Source organism: Paenibacillus sp. ICGEB2008 (assembly GCF_000307675.1).
Lineage (GTDB): Bacteria > Bacillota > Bacilli > Paenibacillales > Paenibacillaceae > Paenibacillus > Paenibacillus polymyxa.
This window is the reverse complement of the sequence record NZ_AMQU01000016.1, coordinates 267,622-290,391: the sequence shown is the minus strand read 5'-3', so window position 1 is coordinate 290,391 and position 22,770 is coordinate 267,622. Positions and strand designations below refer to the sequence as shown.

15 protein-coding genes and 1 pseudogene are annotated in these 22,770 nt (G+C 47.0%); 1 reads left to right on the top strand and 15 read right to left on the bottom strand.

Annotation, left to right across the window (positions count from 1 at the left end; all coding sequences use genetic code 11):
- Nucleotides 1-6 precede the first annotated feature (6 nt).
- Nucleotides 7-753, top strand: coding sequence for an RluA family pseudouridine synthase (locus tag C400_RS0116245; protein ID WP_017427596.1), 747 nt, complete (start codon nucleotides 7-9; stop codon nucleotides 751-753).
- On the opposite strand, the gene C400_RS0116240 is transcribed toward C400_RS0116245, so the two are convergent.
- From C400_RS0116240 to C400_RS0116165, 15 genes and pseudogenes are all read right to left on the bottom strand, one after another.
- Nucleotides 723-2,351: a DHA2 family efflux MFS transporter permease subunit gene (locus C400_RS0116240; protein ID WP_017427595.1), complete on the bottom strand. Its 1,629-nt coding sequence runs from the start codon at nucleotides 2,349-2,351 to the stop codon at nucleotides 723-725. The two genes, C400_RS0116245 and C400_RS0116240, sit on opposite strands and share 31 nt — an antisense overlap.
- Nucleotides 2,335-2,820, bottom strand: coding sequence for a MarR family winged helix-turn-helix transcriptional regulator (locus C400_RS0116235; RefSeq protein ID WP_017427594.1), 486 nt, complete (start codon nucleotides 2,818-2,820; stop codon nucleotides 2,335-2,337). The genes C400_RS0116240 and C400_RS0116235 overlap by 17 nt, the downstream gene beginning before the upstream one ends.
- Before the next feature lie 260 nt (nucleotides 2,821-3,080).
- Complete coding sequence (locus C400_RS0116230; RefSeq protein ID WP_016822123.1) at nucleotides 3,081-3,551, bottom strand: MarR family winged helix-turn-helix transcriptional regulator; 471 nt, start codon at nucleotides 3,549-3,551, stop codon at nucleotides 3,081-3,083.
- Between the two features lie 275 nt (nucleotides 3,552-3,826).
- Entirely contained in the window at nucleotides 3,827-6,289 is a 2,463-nt protein-coding gene (gyrA, locus tag C400_RS0116225) for a DNA gyrase subunit A (RefSeq protein WP_017427593.1), read from the bottom strand.
- 22 nt (nucleotides 6,290-6,311) lie between these two features.
- Nucleotides 6,312-8,291: a DNA topoisomerase IV subunit B gene (gene parE, locus C400_RS0116220; RefSeq protein WP_017427592.1), complete on the bottom strand. Its 1,980-nt coding sequence runs from the start codon at nucleotides 8,289-8,291 to the stop codon at nucleotides 6,312-6,314.
- A gap of 98 nt (nucleotides 8,292-8,389) precedes the next feature.
- The gene (locus C400_RS0116215) at nucleotides 8,390-9,379 is read right to left on the bottom strand and encodes an ABC transporter permease (protein ID WP_016822125.1); all 990 of its coding nucleotides are present in this window, start codon (nucleotides 9,377-9,379) and stop codon (nucleotides 8,390-8,392) included.
- Nucleotides 9,372-10,448, bottom strand: a complete 1,077-nt coding sequence (locus C400_RS0116210) for an ABC transporter ATP-binding protein (protein WP_017427591.1) — start codon at nucleotides 10,446-10,448, stop codon at nucleotides 9,372-9,374. Before C400_RS0116210 ends, C400_RS0116215 begins: the two co-directional genes overlap by 8 nt.
- The gene (locus C400_RS0116205) at nucleotides 10,448-11,395 is read right to left on the bottom strand and encodes a GDSL-type esterase/lipase family protein (protein ID WP_016822127.1); all 948 of its coding nucleotides are present in this window, start codon (nucleotides 11,393-11,395) and stop codon (nucleotides 10,448-10,450) included. Before C400_RS0116205 ends, C400_RS0116210 begins: the two co-directional genes overlap by 1 nt.
- 178 nt (nucleotides 11,396-11,573) lie before the next feature.
- A complete protein-coding gene (locus C400_RS0116200) occupies nucleotides 11,574-12,254 on the bottom strand; it encodes a TIGR00266 family protein (RefSeq protein WP_016822128.1) in 681 nt (226 codons plus the stop codon).
- A gap of 227 nt (nucleotides 12,255-12,481) precedes the next feature.
- Nucleotides 12,482-13,219 carry a CAP domain-containing protein gene (locus tag C400_RS0116195; protein WP_016822129.1) on the bottom strand — a complete coding sequence of 246 codons (738 nt, stop codon included), beginning with the start codon at nucleotides 13,217-13,219 and terminating at the stop codon, nucleotides 12,482-12,484.
- Nucleotides 13,220-13,424: 205 nt separating this feature from the next.
- Nucleotides 13,425-13,886, bottom strand: a complete 462-nt coding sequence (locus C400_RS0116185) for a GNAT family N-acetyltransferase (RefSeq protein WP_016822130.1) — start codon at nucleotides 13,884-13,886, stop codon at nucleotides 13,425-13,427.
- Nucleotides 13,879-15,063 carry a formate-dependent phosphoribosylglycinamide formyltransferase gene (purT, locus tag C400_RS0116180; RefSeq protein WP_016822131.1) on the bottom strand — a complete coding sequence of 395 codons (1,185 nt, stop codon included), beginning with the start codon at nucleotides 15,061-15,063 and terminating at the stop codon, nucleotides 13,879-13,881. The genes C400_RS0116185 and purT overlap by 8 nt, the downstream gene beginning before the upstream one ends.
- A 130-nt stretch (nucleotides 15,064-15,193) precedes the next feature.
- The gene (locus C400_RS0116175) at nucleotides 15,194-17,032 is read right to left on the bottom strand and encodes an ABC transporter ATP-binding protein (RefSeq protein WP_017427589.1); all 1,839 of its coding nucleotides are present in this window, start codon (nucleotides 17,030-17,032) and stop codon (nucleotides 15,194-15,196) included.
- Entirely contained in the window at nucleotides 17,029-18,804 is a 1,776-nt protein-coding gene (locus C400_RS0116170; protein WP_017427588.1) for an ABC transporter ATP-binding protein, read from the bottom strand. Before C400_RS0116170 ends, C400_RS0116175 begins: the two co-directional genes overlap by 4 nt.
- Before the next feature lie 256 nt (nucleotides 18,805-19,060).
- Nucleotides 19,061-22,729: pseudogene (locus tag C400_RS0116165) on the bottom strand (dynamin family protein).
- Nucleotides 22,730-22,770: the final 41 nt, after the last annotated feature.

Genomic DNA, 22,770 nt, shown 5'->3' with positions numbered 1-22,770 from the left:
CCTCTTATGAATCAAAATGAACTTACTCGGCAAGAGCATGCACAGCCGAATATTCCCGTCCTATATGAGGACAATCATGTCCTGGCGGTTGTAAAGCCTGTCAATGTTCCGACACAGGAGGATGCCAGCGGCGATCCCGATCTGCTGTCTTTACTCAAGGAAGATCTGAAAATCAGACACAATAAGCCTGGTAACGTCTTTTTGGGTTTAGTGCACAGGCTGGATCGACCTGTAGGTGGAGCCATGATTTTTGCTAAAACGTCCAAAGCGGCTTCTCGTTTGTCAGAATCGGTTCGAAGCCGTCATTTTCACAAGCTGTATACAGCCGTTCTGAATGGCGTTCCTGAGGCCCTCCAAGGCCGTCTAACCCATTACCTGCTTAAGGACAGCCGTACCAACACGGTCAAAACGGTTCGACCCGGCACGGCTGGTGCCAAGGAAGCCATTTTGGAATACCAGGTTGCCGGACAAGCTGCTGGACTCAGTCTTGTGAAAATTAAGCTGCACACCGGACGCTCGCACCAAATTCGTGTACAGATGCAGGCAATCGGCTGTCCCCTCTATGGGGACCAAAAATATGGCGGTAATCTGAGCCGCCCCGGTCAACAACTGGCCCTCTGGTCCTTGCTCGCTGGAGCACCGCATCCGGTCAGCAAGGAAGCAATGAGCTTCCACTCACTGCCTCCTGTCCAATTTCCTTGGAGTAAGTGGCCCTTGTCGCTTTATGATACAATGATTGCTTCGGATAATTGAGTAGACTTACCACAAAGAACCCGCACTGCATGTAAACAAACATGCAATGCGGGTTCTCTTTTTGCACAAAAATCAAATGAAAATGTATCCATGCTTATGATGAGGAAGCCATGGTCTTCCCCTTCTCGCTGTTCACCAGCTGTTGACGGGCACGAGCGTTTTGTGCATTCGTATTTTTGATAAAAAAACGCCAATACCAAAGCTGTCACGCTCAATAGTGTTGCAATGATAAATGCCGAGTTAATACCGTAGATCGTAGCTTGATTGCTAGCAGCCAGCATTCCCGCTTTGTCCGTAACGTTCAGTCCCTCGGATGCAACCATCGTGGTCAAACGATTGCTGGTTTGAGTAGACATCACCGTCACTAGAATTGCTGTCCCAATCGAGCCCGAAATCATACGCAGCGTATTGCCCATCGCCGTACCATGGGCATTTAATCGTTGCGGAAGCTGATTCAGTCCGGCCGTTTGGATCGGCATCATCAGCAATGACATCCCGAACATTCGTACCGTATAATTGATTAACAGTGTCATATAGGTGGTTGATTCAGTTAAACGTGTAAATTCCCAAGTCGTTACAGTCATAATCAACAATCCAATTACAGACAGCCAGCGCGCTCCAATTCGGTCAAAAATAGCCCCCGTCACAGGAGACATGACCCCCATCAGAATCGCTCCTGGTAACATTAGCATACCAGACTGGAGTGGTGTAAATCCGCGAATATTTTGCAAATAAATTGGAAGCAATATCATACCGGCGTACAGAGCCATCGTCACAATAACATTAATGATTGTCGTCAAGCTGTACACATCGTATTTAAAGATACGAAACTCCAGCATAGGCTCATCTACCTTCAGTTGTCGGACAATAAATAAAATAAGCGCAATCGTCCCGACGATGAGTGTAGACACCACTGGAATACTCCCCCAACCCGATGTTCCAGCATCACTAAAGCCGTATAACAGCCCACCGAAACCGAGTGTAGACAAAATAACACTGAGAATGTCCAGCTTAGGCTTGGACTGCTCGGTTACATTTTTCAGAAAAATAAATCCGATTACAATCGAAATCACAGAAATCGGCAAGATGATCCAGAACAATACTCGCCAGTCATAGTGCTGGACTATATAACCAGATAAGGTTGGTCCAATGGCTGGAGCAAACCCCATCGCAAGTCCCAGCGTTCCCATTGCACGGCCACGACGCTCTATTGGGTAGATGTTCAAGATAACGACCATCATTAATGGCATCATAATCCCTGCACCCGCAGCCTGAATAAGCCGACCGATCAGCAATATACTAAAACTCGGCGCTATTGCACATAACAGCGTGCCGATTGAAAAAATAGTCATTGCACTAATAAACAATTTACGAGTAGAGAAACGGGCAATCAGGAATGCGGTCACCGGGATCAATACCCCGTTCACGAGCATAAAGCCTGTGCTAAGCCACTGAGCTATATTGGCATCTACATTCAGATCACTCATCATTTTCGGTAAAGCCACACTTATCAATGTCTGGTTTAAAATTGCAACAATTGCGCCAATCAACAGAGCGGCCACAATGGGTGCTCTGCGGACATTACCTGGTAGTGTCATTTGAGGACTGCTCAAGTTGATTCATTCCCTTCGGTGTTAATTTCATGATCATTTGTTTATGAACATCCAAGAGCAACTCTAGCTGCTCCTCCGGGATATCCAGAATTGGCAAGACGCGCTCGATCCACATGGCGTCTACCTTTTGCATTATATCTTTTCCTTCTGTCGTAAGCGTCAGTACTAAAGATCTGCGATCATGCTCATGCCGTCCGCGAGCGATATATCCCGCCTTGGTCAAGCGGTCAACCACCCCGCTCATAGAGCTGCTTCCCACATGAGCTATCTCTGCCAGCTCGGATAACCCAATATTGGGGCGTTTATTCAGAATGGCCAAAGCCATGTGCTGAATGGCCGTTAGATCCAAATGCTGCTCCTCGTTCCAGAAAGCATAAAATATCGTCTTGTTAACCTCCCTTACCGATTGAATAATCCGATACACCTCTAGTCTGTCTTCCTCTCTGTCGCTCACTAGAACCATCCTTCTTCCCCATACATATTCATTACCCATATACATAAACTAGTAACTATTTGTATACGAATTGTTATTTATTTATAACTATTATTTTATCATCTCTTATGTAAATGTCAACATTCCCCCAAACACTACCTATACTTGGGATACAAAAAAGCGCGGAAATGACACCAGGATCGGCATCTATCCGCGCATTTCTATTCCCTTAGAAAGCTAATCTGCTGTGTACAGCTACATTCCATGTATCCACTAATTAGCTATTCTGCTCGCTCTATTTGTTCCTTTATTCCCTCATCTTCACTGGCTGATACAGCCGCTTTCGTCTTCGTTGTAATTTTCCCCAACAAATAAACCAGCAAATTCTGATTGTGCTGAGATATTCGGTTAAGCGCAGAACCCAGAAAATCGTCGCGAATTTGCAATCCGCGCTCCACTTCTTCTCTGCCTTGATCTGAAATAACAATCCATACAATTCTACGGTCCTTTACGTCTCTGAACCGGGTGACCAGTCGATTCCGCTCCATCCGGTCCAATAGCATCGTAACTGCCGCAGGTGTGGTGGCGAGATATGGGATTAGTTGAGACGGCTTCATGCGTCCGTATTCGTTCAGAACCTCCAGCACCGTGAGTTGAGCCTCCGTTAGTGATGGAGCTAGTTGCTGCTCCATATGAACCTTGTAATCCTTAGCCATTCTGGACCAGATTTTTGCAAATTCGGTCGTTTGCATTTTGCCTCACTCCTTTGAATAACAGGGTCAGTAAAAGCATCAAAGTTACCATATGGGCCACCGTCCGGATTGTATTTCATCACATTAAATTTTCGCCATTTCCCCTCAGTTTCCTGCCGTTTTTGGAGCATCAAATGAAAAGGGGAAGGAAGTCTCACTTCGGATTTGGAGACAGGTCAAGGTTCGACAGCATGACGGCAAAAAGGTCCTCATTCGTGCTGGAATGGCACGTGAGGACCCCTCTTTTTCGAGCTAAAAAACGCTTGACTTTACAATTATTCTACTGTCTGCGAACTCTGAGGCTCACTACGCGGCAGCACATTTACAATTTCGTCCTTCTTCTCCACCGGAGCCAGCAGTTTGCCTGTATCCTTGCGATCGGTTAAAGGAGCTTTTTCCGAAAGGAAGGACATCGTCTGTCCTTCTGATGTGATGACAAATAATTGAACAGCTTCACGACAGTAGAAGGCAGCCACAATTCGAGTTCCGTTCGAACGCACCCGCTTGCCTTCCTTGAATTCGAAGGTGCTGATTCCTTTACCGCCTCTTCCCTGAGAAGGATAATCCAGCAGAAGCGTACGCTTACCATAACCGGATTCGGTTAGTACCAGCACCTCTCCTTCGTCTTCTTCTACCCATAGTGCTGCGACAATTTCATCGCCTTCCGCCAGTTGTATACCTTTGACCCCCGCTGAAACGCGGCCCATGGCATTAACCTCTTGCTCCTTGAAGCGTATGCTCATCCCCGCACGGGTAATCAACATAATATCTTTGCTATTGTCGCTTAATGTTACTGATAATATCTCATCGTCGCCAGCCACCTTGCAGGCTGCTACAGCACTGGAACGCTTTGTGGCATATTCTGTAAGTTCCGTTCGTTTGACTTGCCCTTTCTTTGTTACAAACACCAGGCTTTTGCCGATTTCCTCTATATTTTTGATCGGAATAACACTTACGATTCGATCTTCCTTCGATAGCGAAATGACATTAACGATTGGAGTGCCCGGCTCTTTCCACTTATACTCCGGTATCTGATGCACAGGCAGCAAAAAGTATTGTCCACGCTGGGTGAAGACGAGCAGCACATCGAGTGTATTCACGTCAAGGAACTGAGTAATGTAGTCCCCTTCTTTAACTCCGGAATTTGAACGATCCCCGCCAGAACGAGTGAACGACAGCATACTCGTACGTTTCACATAGCCATCTTTCGAGAGAGTTAGCAATACATCCTCTGCCGCAACCATGACCTCCAGATTTACCTTAATCTCTTCTACTTCACCCTGTATTTCCGAACGACGGTCAATGCCGTACTTTTCACGAATTTCCAGCAGCTCCTTGCGGATCAGACTGATCAGCTTGCGGTCACTTTCCAGAATAGAACGGTATTGAGTAATTTTCTTCTGAATGTCAGCAAGTTCTTTTTCAAGGGTGGTAATTTCAAGATTCGTAAGACGGTACAATTGCAGAGTCAAAATGGAATCCGCCTGCCGTTCACTAAAGCCAAACATCCATTGCAAATTATTTTGTGCATCCTGACGATTTTTGGAAGCTTTAATAGCCGCAATGACTTCATCCAGAATGTTCAGCGCCTTGACCAAACCTTCCAGTACATGTGCGCGGTCCTCCGCCTTTTCCAGCTCAAACTTAATGCGATTTGTGACAACTTCACGCTGGTGAGCAATATACGCTTCTAAAATGGATTTTAGTCCAAGCTGGTGCGGCGCTTTGTTTACGATGGCTACCATATTGAAGTTATAAGCCACTTGGAGATCGGTTTTTTTCAGCAGATATGCCAAAATACCTTCGGCATCCGCTTCCTTCTTCAGCTCGACAACAATACGCAGGCCATTTCGTCCACTCTCGTCACGAACTTCGGCAATCCCTTCTACCTTTTTCTCCAGACGGATGTTCTCCATAGCGGTTACGAGCCTGGATTTAACAACCTGGTATGGAATCTCTGTAATAACCAGTTGCTGCTTGCCTCCACGCAAAGACTGAATTTCCGTTTTGGAACGGATATAAATGCGTCCTTTGCCTGTTCTGTATGCATCCTTGATGCCTTCGCCACCCATAATGAGTCCGCCAGTCGGAAAATCTGGGCCTTTTATAAAGGTCATAATCTCTTCCAGTTCGATCTGCGGCTTTTCCATCACTGCGATGGTGGCGTCAATCACCTCACGCAAGCTATGAGTTGGAATTTCCGTTGCAAACCCCGCTGAAATCCCGCTAGATCCGTTTACCAACAGATTAGGATAACGGGAGGGCAGCACGACGGGTTCCTTTGCCGAGTTATCAAAGTTATCCTTGAACAAAACCGTACGTTTTTCGATATCACGTAGCATTTCCATTGCAATCGGAGACAAACGTGCCTCCGTGTAACGCATAGCTGCCGCAGGATCGTCGTCCTGAGAACCCCAGTTGCCGTGGCCATCCACCAGTACGTGGCTCATTTTCCAAGGCTGCGCCATCCGTACCATCCCATCGTAAATAGATGAATCACCGTGAGGATGGTAATTACCCATAACGTCCCCAACGGTTTTGGCGGATTTGCGATACGCTTTTTCCGGGGTATTACCCGAATCGTACATCGCGTACAGAATCCGGCGTTGTACGGGCTTTAATCCATCCCGTACATCAGGTATCGCCCGATCCTGAATTATATATTTGGAATATCGGCCAAAGCGGTCACCGACCATTTCCTCCAGATAAGCTGGCAAAAATTGCTCCGATAAGCTCATGTCTACACCTCATTTAATAGCACTACTCTACGTATTCCGTGAAATCCACGTTTTCCACGATCCAGCGCTTACGCGGATCCACCTTATCACCCATCAATGTGGACACACGGCGTTCAGCTTTGGCAGCATCCTCAATCTGAACGCGCAACAGGGTGCGTGACTCGGGATTCATTGTCGTTTCCCATAACTGATCAGGGTTCATCTCCCCGAGTCCTTTATAACGTTGAAGCTCGAAATTCCGTCCAAACTCTTTTAAGTAATTATCAAGCTGCTCGTCAGTCCAGGCATAACGAACTGTTTCGAGCTTACCCGACTTGCGGGTTATTTTATACAATGGCGGCTGAGCAATAAATATGCGTCCTGCATCAATGAGTTCTTTCATATACCGATAAAAGAACGTCAACAACAGTACTTGAATGTGCGCGCCATCCGTATCTGCATCGGTCATAATGATGATTTTGGAATAATTGCTGTCTTCCAGCGTGAACTCTGTTCCTACCCCCGCGCCAATCGCTGCCGTAATAGCACGGTACTCATCATTTTTCATAATATCCGCCAACTTTGATTTTTCCGGATTCATCGGCTTGCCCTTTAGTGGCAAAATCGCCTGAATTTTGGAATCCCGTCCCTGTTTGGCCGATCCTCCAGCCGAATCGCCTTCCACGATAAATAACTCATTACGTGTAAAATCTTTAGACTGCGCAGGCGACAGTTTGCCATTCAAATTAGAACTTTCACTACGTTTCTTGCCAGAGCGCATTTCGTCCCGAGCCTTACGTGCAGCTTCACGCGCTTTGGATGCTTGAACTGCCTTTCTGATCAAGGTTTGCGCTATCTGTGGATTTTCCTCCAAAAAGCGCTGCATTTGTTCAGACACGATGGCATCCACTGTACTCCGCGCCGAAGCACTACCCAGCTGATCTTTTGTCTGACCGACAAATTCAACCTCGGCCATCTTGACACTGATTACAGCCATCATACCTTCACGTAGATCGTTGCCCTCCAGGTTTTTATCCTTTTCCTTCAACATCGCTGTTTTGCGTGCATAGTCGTTCATGATACGAGTGTAAGCGGTTTTGAAGCCTGTTTCATGCGTACCCCCGCCACGTGTCGGAATGGAGTTAACGAACGAAGCAATCGTCTCTGTGTAGCCGGCATTGTATTGGATGGCAATCTCCACTTCAATGTCTTCTTTCTCGGCATTAAAATGAATGACATCATGCAGTACATCCTTGCCCTCATTCAAAAAAGAAACAAACTGACTTGCTCCACCCTCATAAAAATATTCATCTGACTTTCCGCTGCGTTCGTCTTTAAGCTGAATACGAAGGCCGGAATTCAGAAAAGCAATTTCCTGAAGACGCTCAGCCAGCGTATCATAGTTAAAATGAATTCCTGACTGAAAAACGCGAATATCCGGTTTAAATGTAATTTTCGAACCCGTCTTGTTAGTATTGCCCAGCACTTCAAGGCCTGTGGTCGGTTCACCGACATGCTCCACGCCCTTCTTGTCCTGCCAATATTCAAACCGCTGACGGTGAATCTTGCCGTCCCGGTAGATTTCCACTTCAAGCCATTCCGAAAGAGCGTTCGTTACAGACGCACCTACCCCATGCAGACCCCCGGACTTTTTATATCCCGAACCGCCAAACTTACCTCCGGCGTGCAAAATGGTGAATACAACTTGAGGCGTAGGGATTCCCATTTTGTGCATTCCCGTAGGAATACCGCGCCCGTTGTCTGATACTGTTACAGAACCGTCCTTATGCATTGTGATATCAATGCGAGAGCAAAACTTGGCGAGATGTTCATCCACCGCGTTGTCTACAATTTCCCATACCAAATGATGCAGTCCCGAAGAACTGGTGCTCCCGATGTACATGCCCGGCCGTTTGCGAACTGCCACAAGCCCTTCGAGCACTTGAATGTCGTCCGCGCCATATTCTGAAGCTCCGTTCTGTGTACTGGAAGCTCCCGCAGACAAGTCGATTTTGTCGACCATTCATGCTCCCCCTTTGTCTAATCATAACCGTGTTTTGCCTTATTCTTGATGGTTTTCACCAAAAATGCAAACAGATGTTTTCTTTTACCTTGTCCATTTTAATTCAATATATCCCGTTTCGTAAAGACGGCGAATGAAACAATCAACGCCGCAGCCCCCCAAATGCCCAGTACAACTAAAGAAAATGGCAGGGTCATTCCCTCAATCGGGGCAGGGCTTCCAGATAAATAATCGGTTAATCCGAGGTTAACCATAAATAAATATTTGGCGCTTTGCCATGATGAAGCCATGTTGGTCAGTATAGTGCCCGAAATGAGCGCAGCCATCATGACCACAATACTTGCTGCTGTACTACGTACCAGAACAGATACCATAAAGGCTAATGAAGCAACCACAAGACTGACAAACCAAATCAATCCGGCTTGCAGCATCAGGTAATGCCATTGTGGAATGGCATGTACAGCAGACAAATCCACCGTCGATCCAACAATTTGAAAGCCGGTAAATACCGGAACATTAAAACCACGAAAACCAAAAAACAAGCCTGATATGAGATAACTTATGACAAATACGGCCAAAATGATGAGCGAAACGAACATATACAGTGTCAGCAGCTTGCTCAGCAGTATTTTCCACCGCCTGACCGGCCGAGTTAGCAACATTTTTATCGTGCCTGTTGTCCGTTCTCCTGAAACCAGGTCCGAAGCAATAGCCATGATCAACAACGGAACGAACAGATTTATGGAATTATCCATAAACTCTCTGGTAAAAGTGACGCCACTCGGCTCATTAGGATTCACGTCATTTTCCAGATAATATTGCATCTGTTGCACAAAGACCCGGCGGTAGGTCTTCCATTCCTCGGGAACCCTATCGCTGCCGAGCGAGTTTTGGTTATCAGTAATGGCCTGACGCAGTTCCAGACGCCAATCGTTACCGAATTTTTCGCGATTGTTTTCTGCCACTTTCATCTGAGCGTACGTAAAAATCGGCACAAGCACAAGCAAAACAAGTAAAATGACATAAAATCGTTTCTTCTTGATAATTTTCAGGGTTTCATTTTGTACGAGCGGTAAAATATTATTCAAGTATCTCACCTTCCGTCATTTTCAGGAATAGTTGCTCCAGTGTAGGATTGATTTTGGTTACACCTTTAACGGAAATACCGGAAGCTGTCATGTGTGCGACCAGCTCCGCAATATGCTCTTCGTCCATTTCTGTAAAAATAGCATCGACTCCGCTACCTGCAACAATGCTGTCATCAATTAATTCATCGGCGTTCGTAATGATTTGCACATACGGAGAATTTTGCAATAGGGCAAGGCCCTGATCGCGGGGCTCCAGCTGCCAGACAGCCATGTGCGAGTGAGTTTCAACCAGTTCCCGTACCCCACCAACAGCTAGCACCTTGCCCCGACTTATAATTGCCACACGATCACATAGCAGCTGGATCTCGCTAAGCAAATGGCTGGAAACAAATACAGCCATGCCTTCGGCCGCTAACAAACGGATAAAAGCTCTCATCTCTTTGATTCCCTTGGGGTCTAGTCCGTTCGTCGGCTCATCCAAAATGAGTAGCTTCGGTCTGCCGAGCAAGGCTTGAGCTATGCCAAGACGCTGACGCATCCCCAGTGAATATGTACTTACCTTATCATGGATGCGACGATCGAGCCGAACCAACTCAACCACCTCGCGAATGCGCTGTTCATCTACACCAGGCTGCATCCGGGCAAAATGCTCTAAATTTTCCCATCCTGTCAGGTAGCTGTACACTTCTGGATTTTCCACAATAGAACCAACATGCCGTAAAGCCTGCTCAGGGTCACGATTTACATTATGACCGCATACGGTTATTGTCCCTTCAGTAGGCTTAATTAAATCGACCAGCATACGAATAGTCGTCGTTTTTCCAGCTCCATTGGGGCCGAGAAATCCGAAAATTTCACCTGCGCGAACGTCGAATGTTACATCATGAATGATCATTTTGCGTTTAATACGTTTCTTAACATGCTGAACAGAGAGCACGATTTCATTATTGCTGCTGTCTCTGTCTGCGCTACCAACCTGATTGGAGGAGTGAAGACTGGACATTGCATCTGTGGATGTCGAATCTTGGGTCACGCCAGCCTCGGTCTTGTCGGCAGATTGGATGCTCATTACTTGTTCCCTCCCTTTTTCGCTTCTGCAGGTTGGCTATTTGTAGACTGTTGTTTAGGATTTACATGATCGGTATCCTTCGTCGCGGTAACAGCAAACCCTTGTGCGATACGTTCAGCGATGGCCTGATAGCCCTGTCCGTTGGGATGAAAATGATCGGATGATAAATAGACGGGCAAATTTTGCTCGAATAAATCGAAAGTTGGAACCAGCGTCATGTTACTGTTTTGGTTGGTAATTGCCATGGCCGCCATATTCCATTCGGTTACCACAAGATTACCGGGAATTTTCATTTCCTGCAGATCACTGAATGGATTATACAATCCAACATAGACAATTTTAGCATTCGGATTGATTTTTCCTACCTTTGTCAGCACCTTTTGCAAACGTTTGGCTGCATCAGGCAGAGCTTTGCGCAAACCACTGAGTGTAGGTGGCTCTTTGCCGGTTTGAGCCGCCTGCGCGCCCTGAAATAAATCATTACCGCCAATCGAAACTATAATCACATTAGCCTTCTTCAGTACATAAGACACACCAGGCTCATCCAGCTTGGTTAATAGTCCTTGAGTCGTCAGTCCATTAATCCCCAGATTATTTATGAGCTGAGCTTTATGTCCCTCCTGATTATTTAACAAAGTCACCGACCGGCGCACAAAACCACTTCCGGAGTCATCCCCCGTTCCTTTGGCTAGCGAATCGCCAATGGCAGCTACGCGCAACTCTCCCGTTTGAGCAGTAGCCGATGGTGCAGTTTGTGTCTGCGATGAACCGGATTGTACAGGTTGAGTACTTACCAATGGCTCTGGAGCCGTGATACTTCGTACTGCTGCAATAAATCCGTACAATAATAGCAGTGTGGCGGCAATGGAAACGGAACCGACAGACCGCCAAATCCATTTTGATGAATTCACTCGTGTTCCCTCCTGATAGCTTAGTGAAATAAACATAAAGCTTCTCCTGTCATTTTGCAAATAAACCGTTCTGGTTCAAGCGAAAATCAAGGTTTAGTATCCCTTATATAAATTTCCATAAACATACTGAAAAAGGATGGAAAACTCCCATCCTTCTGTCATACTTTTTGTGCGAATATCCCTTCTTATCACATCAGCAGTCAGACGAAAGAAACTATTTGCTATCAGGGATGAAACTTCTAATCCATTGTCCAAAACTACCCGGATTTCGGCTTTGAATCAGTACCGTTCCTTCACCGCGAAAACGACATACAAGAGCTTCCCCACTCGTTACGCTGGACAACCAGCCTTTAGATGCCTTTTCAATTCTATAATCCATATAATCCGGCCATGCCACTAGATGAGCATTATCAATAATACGCTCCTCTCCTGGCGCGATATAAATGGGGTGAATGGCTCCATATGAGGATAGGAATACTGTGCCGCGGCCACTGATTTCTACAATAAAAAAACCTTCACCGGAGAATAAACCTTTCATCAGGTTTTGCATTTTGGTACTAACCTCAATCCCTTCCGTACAGGCCAAAAAACCGTCCTTTTGGACCAACAGCCTGTACGTGCCATCCAGTTCCACTGCTTGTACATCACCTATGCTTGCAGGGGCTAGCAGTACTTCAGCGGGTCCCCGGGCTGCTCTCAGCTCTTGAAAAAAGAATTTTTCTCCGCTCAGCATTCTGCCTAAACCACGTAACAGCCCACCGTCTACCGTCCCCTTTATATCTACACTGGAAGACATGGAAACCATCGCTCCCATTTCTGCTTTAATGGTTTCTCCGGGGTTCAACTGCACCTTAAGCATAGCAAAAGCACCTTCATGCACGATTTCGTAGCTCATTTGTTCACCTAGCTTTCCAAAAGTAGTCTGTTATCCATTCAGCTTACTGTCATCATACTATAAGCACGTCCCTTATGTCTTTTCTGGTATAGAGCAATGATTTATGCCTGAAGTGACATGAGCGACATAAAAAAGACCCGCTGAACGTTGTCAGCGGGTCTTTACATTACGTACGTCACTATCTTTTTATAAACAGAAATGACGTTTAGAACGTTTTCTCTATCAACTTAGTTACGTGTGAACTCTTGTACCCAATATCCATTGTAGTAAGCCACACCGATTTGTGTATATTCTGCCTTCAAGATATTTTCACGATGTCCCTGGCTATTCATCCAGGCCTTCATCACTTCTTGTGGTGTTTTTTGTCCCATTGCAATATTCTCACCCGCATACGTATAAGTTACACCGAATTTTTTCATCATATCAAAGGGTGAACCGTAAGTCGGAGATGTATGGGAAAAGTAATTGTTCGTGCTCATGTCCTTCGCCTTCGCTAAGGCTACTTCTGTAAGCTTCGCATTAGATGTGAGGGGCTTCAGACCTTTTTGACTGCGCTCATTGTTTACAAGCTTTACAACCTCAGCTGCAAATTGAGACTTGCTGAGTTGTGCATTAGAATCTGTAGACTGACCTGCACCTGAATTGGTGTTTTGTGTTTGGGTCTGTTGCTTGTTAACAGACTTTGAAGCCTTTTGGTTACCCTGATTCGTCGTTTGCTTGCCAGAAGAAGGATTTGCTGTTTTTGTTTTAGCCTTGTCCTTTTCAGAATAATCCTTAATGACCGTCTTTGTTATTGTCGTCGTCCCGTTGGACATATTGACTGTGTATCCGTTATTTTGAAACCACTGTTGTAATTGAGCAGATAAATCGTCAGCTGGTGAAGCTGATGCCGGAACGATGAATCCTGCGGATAAAATGGCGCTTAGGCTTCCCATCACCAGTGTTTTTTTCAACATATTCTTCATTTCGTCATCTCCTTGTTGTATAAGTGCCTTGGTGTGAACGTCTCAGGTTACAACTTTGTAATCTTTACTCTAGCAGTATATCATGTTTTATAGCATCATCAATGGTATAAAAGTTGGAAAAAAAATAGTCCTGCTCGGCAATGGCGAACAGGACGAAGTTAAAAATAGTGAGGCTTTAAGTATTAGATTGTTTGTTGCAAGCTGATTATCTAAGCTTTTTGCTGAAACGGTAGCCTTGCTTCTCAAAGCCGATTCGGTTGTAGAAAGCACGGGCCTCTACTTGTTTGATGCGGTTATTCGCTCCAGTAATGAATAAATGATAGCATCCTTGCGCACGCCCCCACTCCTCACCACAAGCAACCAACCGCTTGCCAATGCCTTCGCCGCGATACTCCCCGCTCACGACCAGCATGGTGATTTGTACAGCAGGATCAGGATAGGCCAGGCTTTGAGCCGTATGCATGCCGATTACTCCGACTACACGACCATCCATTTCTGCAACCATCATATTCGCTTGACTGTCCTCCTGCGCTGTTCCCATAACTTCTTTCATAACACCACAAGTCATCGGGTATCCGACTTCTCTGAGTAGTCCAGTTACGGCTTCACAATCGCCAAGCTCTACGGAACGAATTGTCAGTACTGGAATCATCACACTGTTAGACATGATTTACCTCCACTTTCAGCATATTGGCAGCTTCTTTGGCTGTCTTCCGTGCTGTTTCCACATCTTCTGCAGCGCTAAGCGCTACAGCCATCCGGCGTCCCGGCTTGGTTTCAGGCTTCCCGAACACTCGCACCTGTGTCCGGGGTAGCAATAGTGCATCATGCAGACCGCTTATTGCGAAATCGCGCGTAGCCACTTCTGCCTTTAAGGTAGCTGAAGCTCCTGGTGTAAGCAGCGTGACGGATGGCACCGGGAATCCGAGAATTGCCCGTACATGAAGCGCAAATTCAGACAAATCCTGCGTAATCATGGTCACCATACCTGTATCATGCGGACGCGGGGATACTTCACTGAATATGACGCTATCAGCCGTTAAAAACAGCTCTACGCCAAACAATCCGTAACCACCCAGTTCATCCGTAATCGTACGGGCAATGTCCTGCGCCTCCGAAAGCTGCTTGTCCGTCATGCCATGAGGCTGCCAGGATTCGACATAATCCCCATCTTTTTGAATGTGGCCAATCGGTGGGCAAAAAGTCGTGCCTGATTCCGATCTGACGGTCAATAAGGTGATTTCGCTCTCAAACGGGACAAAAGCTTCAACAATGACACGTGTCGTTTTGGCACGTGCGCCTTCCAGCGCCGTATTCCAGCAGGATTCTGCGTCTTCGAGTGTCCGGCATACAGACTGCCCTTTACCCGACGAACTCATTAAGGGTTTGACCACGCATGGCGTGCCCAGCTCTTGAACCGCCGACCGTAACTGCTCAAAATCATCTGCAAAACGGTAGGCAGCAGTCGGAAGCTGTAATTTCTCGGCAGCCAACCTGCGGATACCCTCACGGTCCATCGTAAGACGAGCGGCCCGTGCCGTTGGTACTACGTGAAATCCCTCTTGCTCTAATTCTTCCAAAGCACCCGTAGCAATAGCTTCGATTTCAGGTACAATTATGTCGGGCTGTTCCTTGCGAATTAGTGCCTTCAACGCCTCAGCATCCTGCATATCCAGACAGTGAGAGCGATGGGCCACCTGCATTGCTGGAGCCAGCTCATAGCGATCTACAGCAATACATTCCACGCCAAGCCGCTGAGCTTCAATAATGACTTCTTTTCCCAATTCGCCGCTACCCAGCAGTAGCATCTTCTTAGCCTTGGCAGAAAAAGGAGCACCCCACATCTTGAACTCTTCCCCCTCTGACGATATTGCTCTGATCTCTTTTCATCTTTATTTTCAGGGTTTAGCTCCAAGAATGCAATAGTGCTCGGCATTTTAATTTACAAAAAACACGATTTTTTGATCTTTTTTTTTACAAAAATCTGAACTGTGCTTCCACCAGCCCCCGATATATTCCATGTTTTTTCATCAATTGTTCATGATTACCACTTTCTTGGATCTCCCCATGGTCCAGTACAACGATATGATCAGCATTCCGGATGGTGGACAAACGGTGAGCGACCATAAAAGAAGTTCTGCCTTCCAATAGAACCTGAAGGGCCTCCTGAATTTTCAACTCCGTTTCTGTATCAATGCTGGCTGTGGCCTCATCCAGAATAAGAATTCGCGGATTAGCCAGTAAGGCACGGGCAAAGGATAAGAGCTGGCGCTGACCCATGGACAGCATCCCCCCACGCTCCTCTACCTCTGTTTCATAGCCATCTGGCAAATGAACAATAAATTCATGAGCATTGACCGCCTTCGCAGCCGCTTCAATCTCCTCATCCGTTGCATCCAAACGGCCAAATCGGATATTATCACGTATCGTTCCCGAAAAAATAAATGTATCCTGAAGCACGATGCTAATCTGGCTGCGTAAGCTCTCCACTGTGACATCTCGCACATCATAACCGTCAATAGTAAGTCGCCCTGACGTAATGTCATAAAAACGGCTGAGCAAATTAATAATTGTACTTTTACCTGATCCAGTATGACCTACAAGCGCTATAGATTGACCTGCCTTGACAGAAAGATTAATACCTTTAAGCGCCTGACGTCCCTTTTCATATTCAAAAATGACTTTATCAAATTGAATATCACCCCGAATAGGCGGCAAGGCTTTTGCTCCTGGTTTGTTTGCAATATTCGGCTGTTCATCCATGAATTCAAAAATTCTTTCTGACGAAGCCATCGCAACCAGGAGCTGATTATACATTTGACCTAGCCGATTAATCGGCTCCCAAAAGTTCCCTACATAGTTGGCAAATGCAACCAGCAAACCCACCGTCAGCTGATCTGTCTGAATTAAATGCGCTCCAAACCAGAACAGCACAAGCGTACCTAATCCTCCGGTAATATCAATAAGTGGGCCAAAGACCTGATTCATGGCAGAAGCCTTATCCCACGATTTTTTACTGGAGCTGTTCATATCGTCGAAATAAGCCATGTTTTCCTGCTCCTGCGTATACGCTTGTGTCACACGAATTCCCTGAATAGATTCATTCAAATGAGAATTGATACGCGAGTTCTTCATGCGTACTTCTTGCCAGGCGCGACGGATGCGTACTCGTAGCTTGGTCGAAATCAAAAACATGATCGGAACAGTCACAATCACTGCCAAACCGAGCTTCCAGTTAATAAGCAGCAAAATGACAATAATTCCGAAAAGCTGTACGCAGTCAATCAGGACGTTCACTGCACCATTCGTAAATAAATCCTGTAGCGAGTTAATGTCATTCGTTACACGTACTAATACAGAACCCGCTGGTCTTTTATCAAAAAAGTTGAAGGAAAGCTTCTGAATATGCTTGAACAAATCTTCACGCAAATCGTAAATAACCCGCTGACCAATAATATTGGTGAATTTAATACGGTACGTGCTGGCTGCCCATTGGATTAAATATAACAAGAGCACGGCACCCGTGATGAGCAACAATAACTTTACGCTAGGTAGTGCAGGCGATGCAGGAGCAATGGCCTTGTCAATAGCCAGACTGATCAAATATGGAACCGTCAGCTTAGTAATCGTGCCTAGAATCATCATGACCAGAAGAATCGGCAGAATCTGACGGGCATAAGGTTTCATGTATGCTAGCAAACGTTTGAATTCCGCCCAGTTAAACGGTTTATCAATAACCTCATCATCTTGATAGACAAAGCGCTCATTGGTCGGCTTCTTTAACGGTTTGGCTTTTTCTACTGGAATATTCATGGTCTCACCTGCCCTTCGGATACACCGTCTGGAGCCTCCGCTATGTAATCGGCGTATTGAATATGATACACATCTTGGTATGGACCTGGAGTAGCAATGAGCTGTTCATGTGTTCCACGTTGGACGATTCGTCCTTCCTCAAGCACCACAATTTCATTGGCATGACGAAGCGAGGAGATTCGGTGAGCTATAATAAACGTTGTGCGTCCACGCATGACCTCTTGAAAACCGGACTGAATTTCATGCTCCGTCTCCATGTCGACCGCACTGGTAGCATCATCCAGAACCAGAATTTTTGGATTTTTGAGTAGTGCGCGTGCGATGGCAATCCGTTGTTTCTGCCCTCCGGACAGTCCCAATCCACGTTCACCGACGACAGTGTCGTAGCCAAGCGGTAATTCAGTGATGAATTCATGCGCCTGAGCCAGCTTGGAAACGCGTATGATGTCATCCATACTGACATGACTTAATCCATATGCAATATTGTTGCGTATGGAGGACGAGAACAGAAACGTCTCCTGAAACACGGAAGAAATTTGAGCACGTAAATCACGAATTTTCAAATGACGTATATCCGTCCCATCCAGCTTGATGCTGCCTGCATTCACATTGTAGGCTCGCATGAGTAGTTGAATTATGGTCGACTTCCCGGACCCTGTTCCTCCTAAAATCCCAATGACCGATCCCGGTGGCGCATCCAGATTGATGTCAACAACAGCAGGTAGCTTATTTCCGTAAGCAAAGGTAACATGTTCAAACGTCACATGTCCCTTCACCTGATCGGCGTTGAGTGTAAGTGCATTAGCTTCATCAGTTACATCTACAGACTGGTTTAGCAACTCCAAAACCCTTTCACCGGAAGCTTTGGACTGCGTATAGTTATTGATATGAAAGCCAATGCTCCAGATGGGACCGATAATATACCAAATTAAGCTAAAGAAGGCGACGAGTTGCCCCAAGGTCATTGACTTCTGTATAACCAGATATCCACCCATCCCCAGGAGAAGAACCACACTGACCGAGGCAATCAGTTCCATCGCGGGGAAAAATCGACTCCATAAGGAAGCAGCCTGAATTTGGTTACTTTTGTACTGCTCATTACGTACGGAGAATTTTTCAACTTCATAGGATTCGCGAGCAAAAGATTTAACGGTTCGCACACCTGTAATATTTTCTTGTACCGCTGTTGTCAGGGCGCTGAGAGCAATTCGCATTTCCTGAAAGGTGGGATGAATCCGTGATTCAAATTTGAATGTGACGAAGAGTAGCAATGGCATGCTGATCATCGTAAAGAGGGTGAGCTGCCAATTAATATACAGCATCATGATAGAGCCGAATACGACCATCAGTAGCACATTGAGGAGCTGGGCAAAACCAAACCCGATAAAGTTGCGGATCGCCTCCAAATCCCCCGTCAGACGGGACATAAGATCCCCCGTTTTGGCAGTGTCATAATATCTGAAGGACAAAAATTGCAGCTTTTCGTAACAGGCATTGCGAAGTCGATACGCCAAGTAGTTACCTAGCCGTCCACCAAAAAAACCATGTAAAAATTGCATAAACCCTTTGATGATCACGACTCCCAGTACAGTCAGAGCCAGAACCGGAACTTTCTCGAAGTCACCGGGAATGATAGCGTTATCAATGAGCCGTTGGAGCAGGTTCGGATACACCAGTCCAAGGGCCGTCGCTATCGCAAGGCATAGAATGGAAAGAAATAGATAATGTCTCCTCTCTCGAAAAAAAACTTGCAGTTGCCTGAGCACTTCCATGTCAAGTCCCTCCATTAGTTGCACGACGTTGTTATATGGCTTAGTGAAGTTTACCATCCGTGTTCCAAGGCGGCAAAGAGGATAACGGGCCGTTTTCAGGCAGGTTCGCAATTGGTAGGTGATTAGACAAATTAAATCGCTTTCTTATCATTGAATATGGCTATTTCCTCAGTTTTCCTTTCTTTTTGAAGTATGCTTAAAACACCGGATTGTCCCGCAACCCGGTGTCCTGACCTTAAAGCAACCGTGAACATATTTATATGGACTCTAAATTCGCAAGCTGATCAGCAAGCTCTTCCCAAACTTGTGGCTTCTCACCGCCCTTAAGTGCGTGCTCCATGCCACGAATTGTCTCCAGCATTTGCTCTCGTAGCTGTGCTTTCTGCCACGTTTGTTCCTCTTGCATCATAGCAACGTAAAAAGAAGACAATCGTTCTCGCTGCTGATCCACAGCTTCCCCGATTAGCTGGCGTAATATGGCTCCAGTCTAATTTGTAAATTCGCACGCCCCGTCCCTTCAAAAAATAGCTTTGGATTTTTAAAGCTATTCCAATAATCCTTCCACTGAATGGACTCCTGCAAGGAAATATCCATCAGTTCGGGAACAGCCCATTCTCTGAATTCAGGAACTGTACAATCTAATCCATTCAACTGATGGTTCATGTGATCTACGCACTGTTGGATAGCCTTACGCACTAAAGCTTGCCCGGTTTTTTCCAGTCTGAGTGTGGTTGCTAGCAATTCCTGAGACAGCTCCAGTTCGATCAATCGCAGCAGTTCACGACCACAAGATGCAAAAGCCGAACGAAGATCACCTACTCCTTCACGCAGAACAGATGGATGAAACGCTTCTGCCATAAATTCACCCGTTCGGTAGGCTAACCTTTGACGTACATGATACAGCAGTTCATCGGTTTCGTCCGACAACACAGATCCACCATTGCTACCAGTCGAACCAAGGAGCACCTCCTCCAGCTCCCTACGGATTCGATTTAATTGCTCTATTCGGATCTCTCGCTCTTCAGCGCTGTACCGAGCATCAGCAGCATGTTGTTCTATTCGGTTCCGCAGCCGTCCCAGCTCCTGCATAGCAGCTGCAATGGACAAACCTGCCAGCTCTTCGGCTGCAAATGCCGAAAAATCATCTTCAAACGCATCAAACCGTGAAACTGAACGCAGCGAAAGCTCTCCCCGCTCGGCTGCTTCCAACGCCAGCATGCTGGAAAGCGGATAAATACGCGGCTTGCGGATTCCGTTCGCTTGAAGTTGTTCCTGTACATGCTGAGTCACAGAATGTAATTCTTCTTCAGAAGAAGCCAAATCAGATGCGTTGACAATAAAAAAATGTCTGATCCAGCGCCAATGTCTCTTTGACTCGGCCCAATTGATTTAAGAACTGTCGGTCCCCTTGTGTAAACGCATGATTATAATATGTCACAAATACAAGGGCGTCTGCATGCTTCATATAATTGAAGGTCACGCCCGTGTGCCGCGCATTCACAGAGTCGGCACCTGGCGTATCTACTAGCACGATGCCTTGACGAGTCAAAGCGCAATCATAGTAAAGGTCTATATGCTCTACGAAGCATGATTTACGCTCGGATGCGACAAAATCCCGATACTGTTCTAAATTCACCTGAAGCTGTTGTCCTAGCAAGCTTTCAGCTTCTTCCCATCCAGCTGCTGCAGCCTTCAAAAAGCTGTAATGAGGCCTTCCCGCAGGATGAATGCCTTCCGGTGATAACGCATTTACGGCTTCTTGCCAGCCCACGGACGCTGGCTCTCCCAATCCTAATAACCGAAAAGAGTATTTAAGATCTTCCCGTAATGCGTCCACTGATTTCATGTGGACGTCAGCCGTGGCATGGCGCTCATGACTTGTAGGCGCCATAATGCGGTTAATCGCTGCTGTCGTCGGATGCGGCGATACGGGCAACACCGCTTCGCCCAACAAAGCGTTGGCAAAGCTGGACTTCCCGGCGCTGAACGCTCCGAATAGCGCCAATGTAAAGCGCCCGTCCTCCAGTGCGGCGGCACGCGCATGTAAATCCCGAACAGCCGCTTGCATGGCAGGGTACGGGCTTATTAATGCAGCGGCGGCCTTCAATCGTGTCGCTGCTGCATCCAGTCGAGTACGGCGGCCCCCGGCGGCAGACCGCGCTGTCGTCGTGCTTGCTTGTGACTGCACCGATCCGTTGCGCGAGCCAGCAATGTCTGGACGCACGGCACCAGTTGATGCCGTACCTGTCGGGGCAGCAGCGGCGGTCTCAGCCGCAGGAGCAGGCGTGCCCACCCGGGGCAACCCGCCAGGCGCGGAAGCCTGCGGCAGCAAGCTACGCAGCAGGTTGGCGTGCGAAGCTGAGGCTTGCACGCGAGTGCTGTAGCGGCTCGCCGCGTCCGCCTGCGCCAGCAACGCTGTGCGCGCATCCGCGAGAGCCTCACGGTGGGAGTTGACCCGAACCGCAAGCTGGGCCAGCAGGCGGTCTACCAGCGCCAACGCCTTACGGCGGCAATCAGCGGTCACAGCAGCGCGTAGGTCCTTGCAATAGTTCAACGTGTACTCAGGAGACAAAGCATTTTCCTTTACTGTCTGCTCTACCAGTTGCCGATCCATTACAGGGCGGATGTCATCCAGCTCCTGCTCCATCGCGGCGGTCCACAAACCTTGACCTTCTCCCCATGACCTCAGTAACTCACGCACATGTGGCAACAGCTGTCCCTCCACCTGATCAGCCAGCATCTCTGCCAGCCGATCCAAACGGCGCTCCTTTTCTCGCTCTGTCTTGCCTCCGGCAAACCATAACCCTGTTTTAAAGCCCGGCTTACGGCTCTCTAAATATTCGCCAGCCGCTTCACGTAGCTCCGCAGGCGTGAGATGAGCATGTTCCAGTAGATGATCCAGCTCTTGACGAAGCCGTTTATGCTCCTGCTCTGGAAGCATCCTCCAGTGTTCATCCTCTTGCTGTAAGGCCTTCTGCTCTATGTCCAGGCGCAAAATGGCCTCTTCTCCACCTGCTTCTTTGAGCAGTGCGTTCAGTTCCTCTTCTTCAGCGGCCTGCACCGTCTCCACATGCTGCTCTACCAAATGGTGCATAGAAGACACTAAACTATAAGCCAAAAGCTCTGCTTTGCGCTCCAGCAAATTCGGAATCAAGCACGTCAACTGCTCCCACTGATTCCAGGGGTGATTCTGTTCCTTCAAGGAAGTAAACAGAATGTCCGTGTAATGTACCTGCCAGGCATGAAAGCTGCTTTCCACCTCATTACGATAACGTGTAAAGGATAGCTCCCTCTCTCGGTGCTTATCAATTTGATTGATGATCAAATATAATGGCTTGCCCCAATCCGACAAACTTTTGGCAAAAGACAAATTATTTTCAGATTGGACATGATTGTAGTCCATCACATAAAAAACAATATCAGCCCAATGTAAAGCTGAATGTGTCGCCATCGCGTGTCCGTGGTCTGTGGAATCTACGCCGGGTGTATCCAGCAGCACTCCTCCACCAGATAATATCGGTATATCCTCCCATACTTCAACTGATTCATAGGCTCCACCATTTTTACAATACTCAGCAAGCTCGGACATGGAAGCTTCCACGATTTCCGGCTCCGGGTTTTCTACCGATCGGGCTGGATGAATAAGCACTCTCGGACGTCCATGACGGATGGACACTACATTAGCGCTTGTAGGCACCGGTCCAGATGGCAGAACGGTTTTACCGCACAGACTGTTAATCAAGCTCGATTTACCTGCTGAAAAATGTCCACAAAAGGCAATGGTTAGCTCTTGCGCATGCGCTTTTTCCATTAAATCCACTAGCGCCCTCGCTCCCGCTTCATCCCCTGCTTTACGCAAGTTATCCTGTATCTGTTCTATCGTATTCAACCACTTTTCCGCATCTCCTGTAATCGTTTGCATCATAAGCTACGGTTTCACTCCTTGTTTCTTATCTGCACCAAATA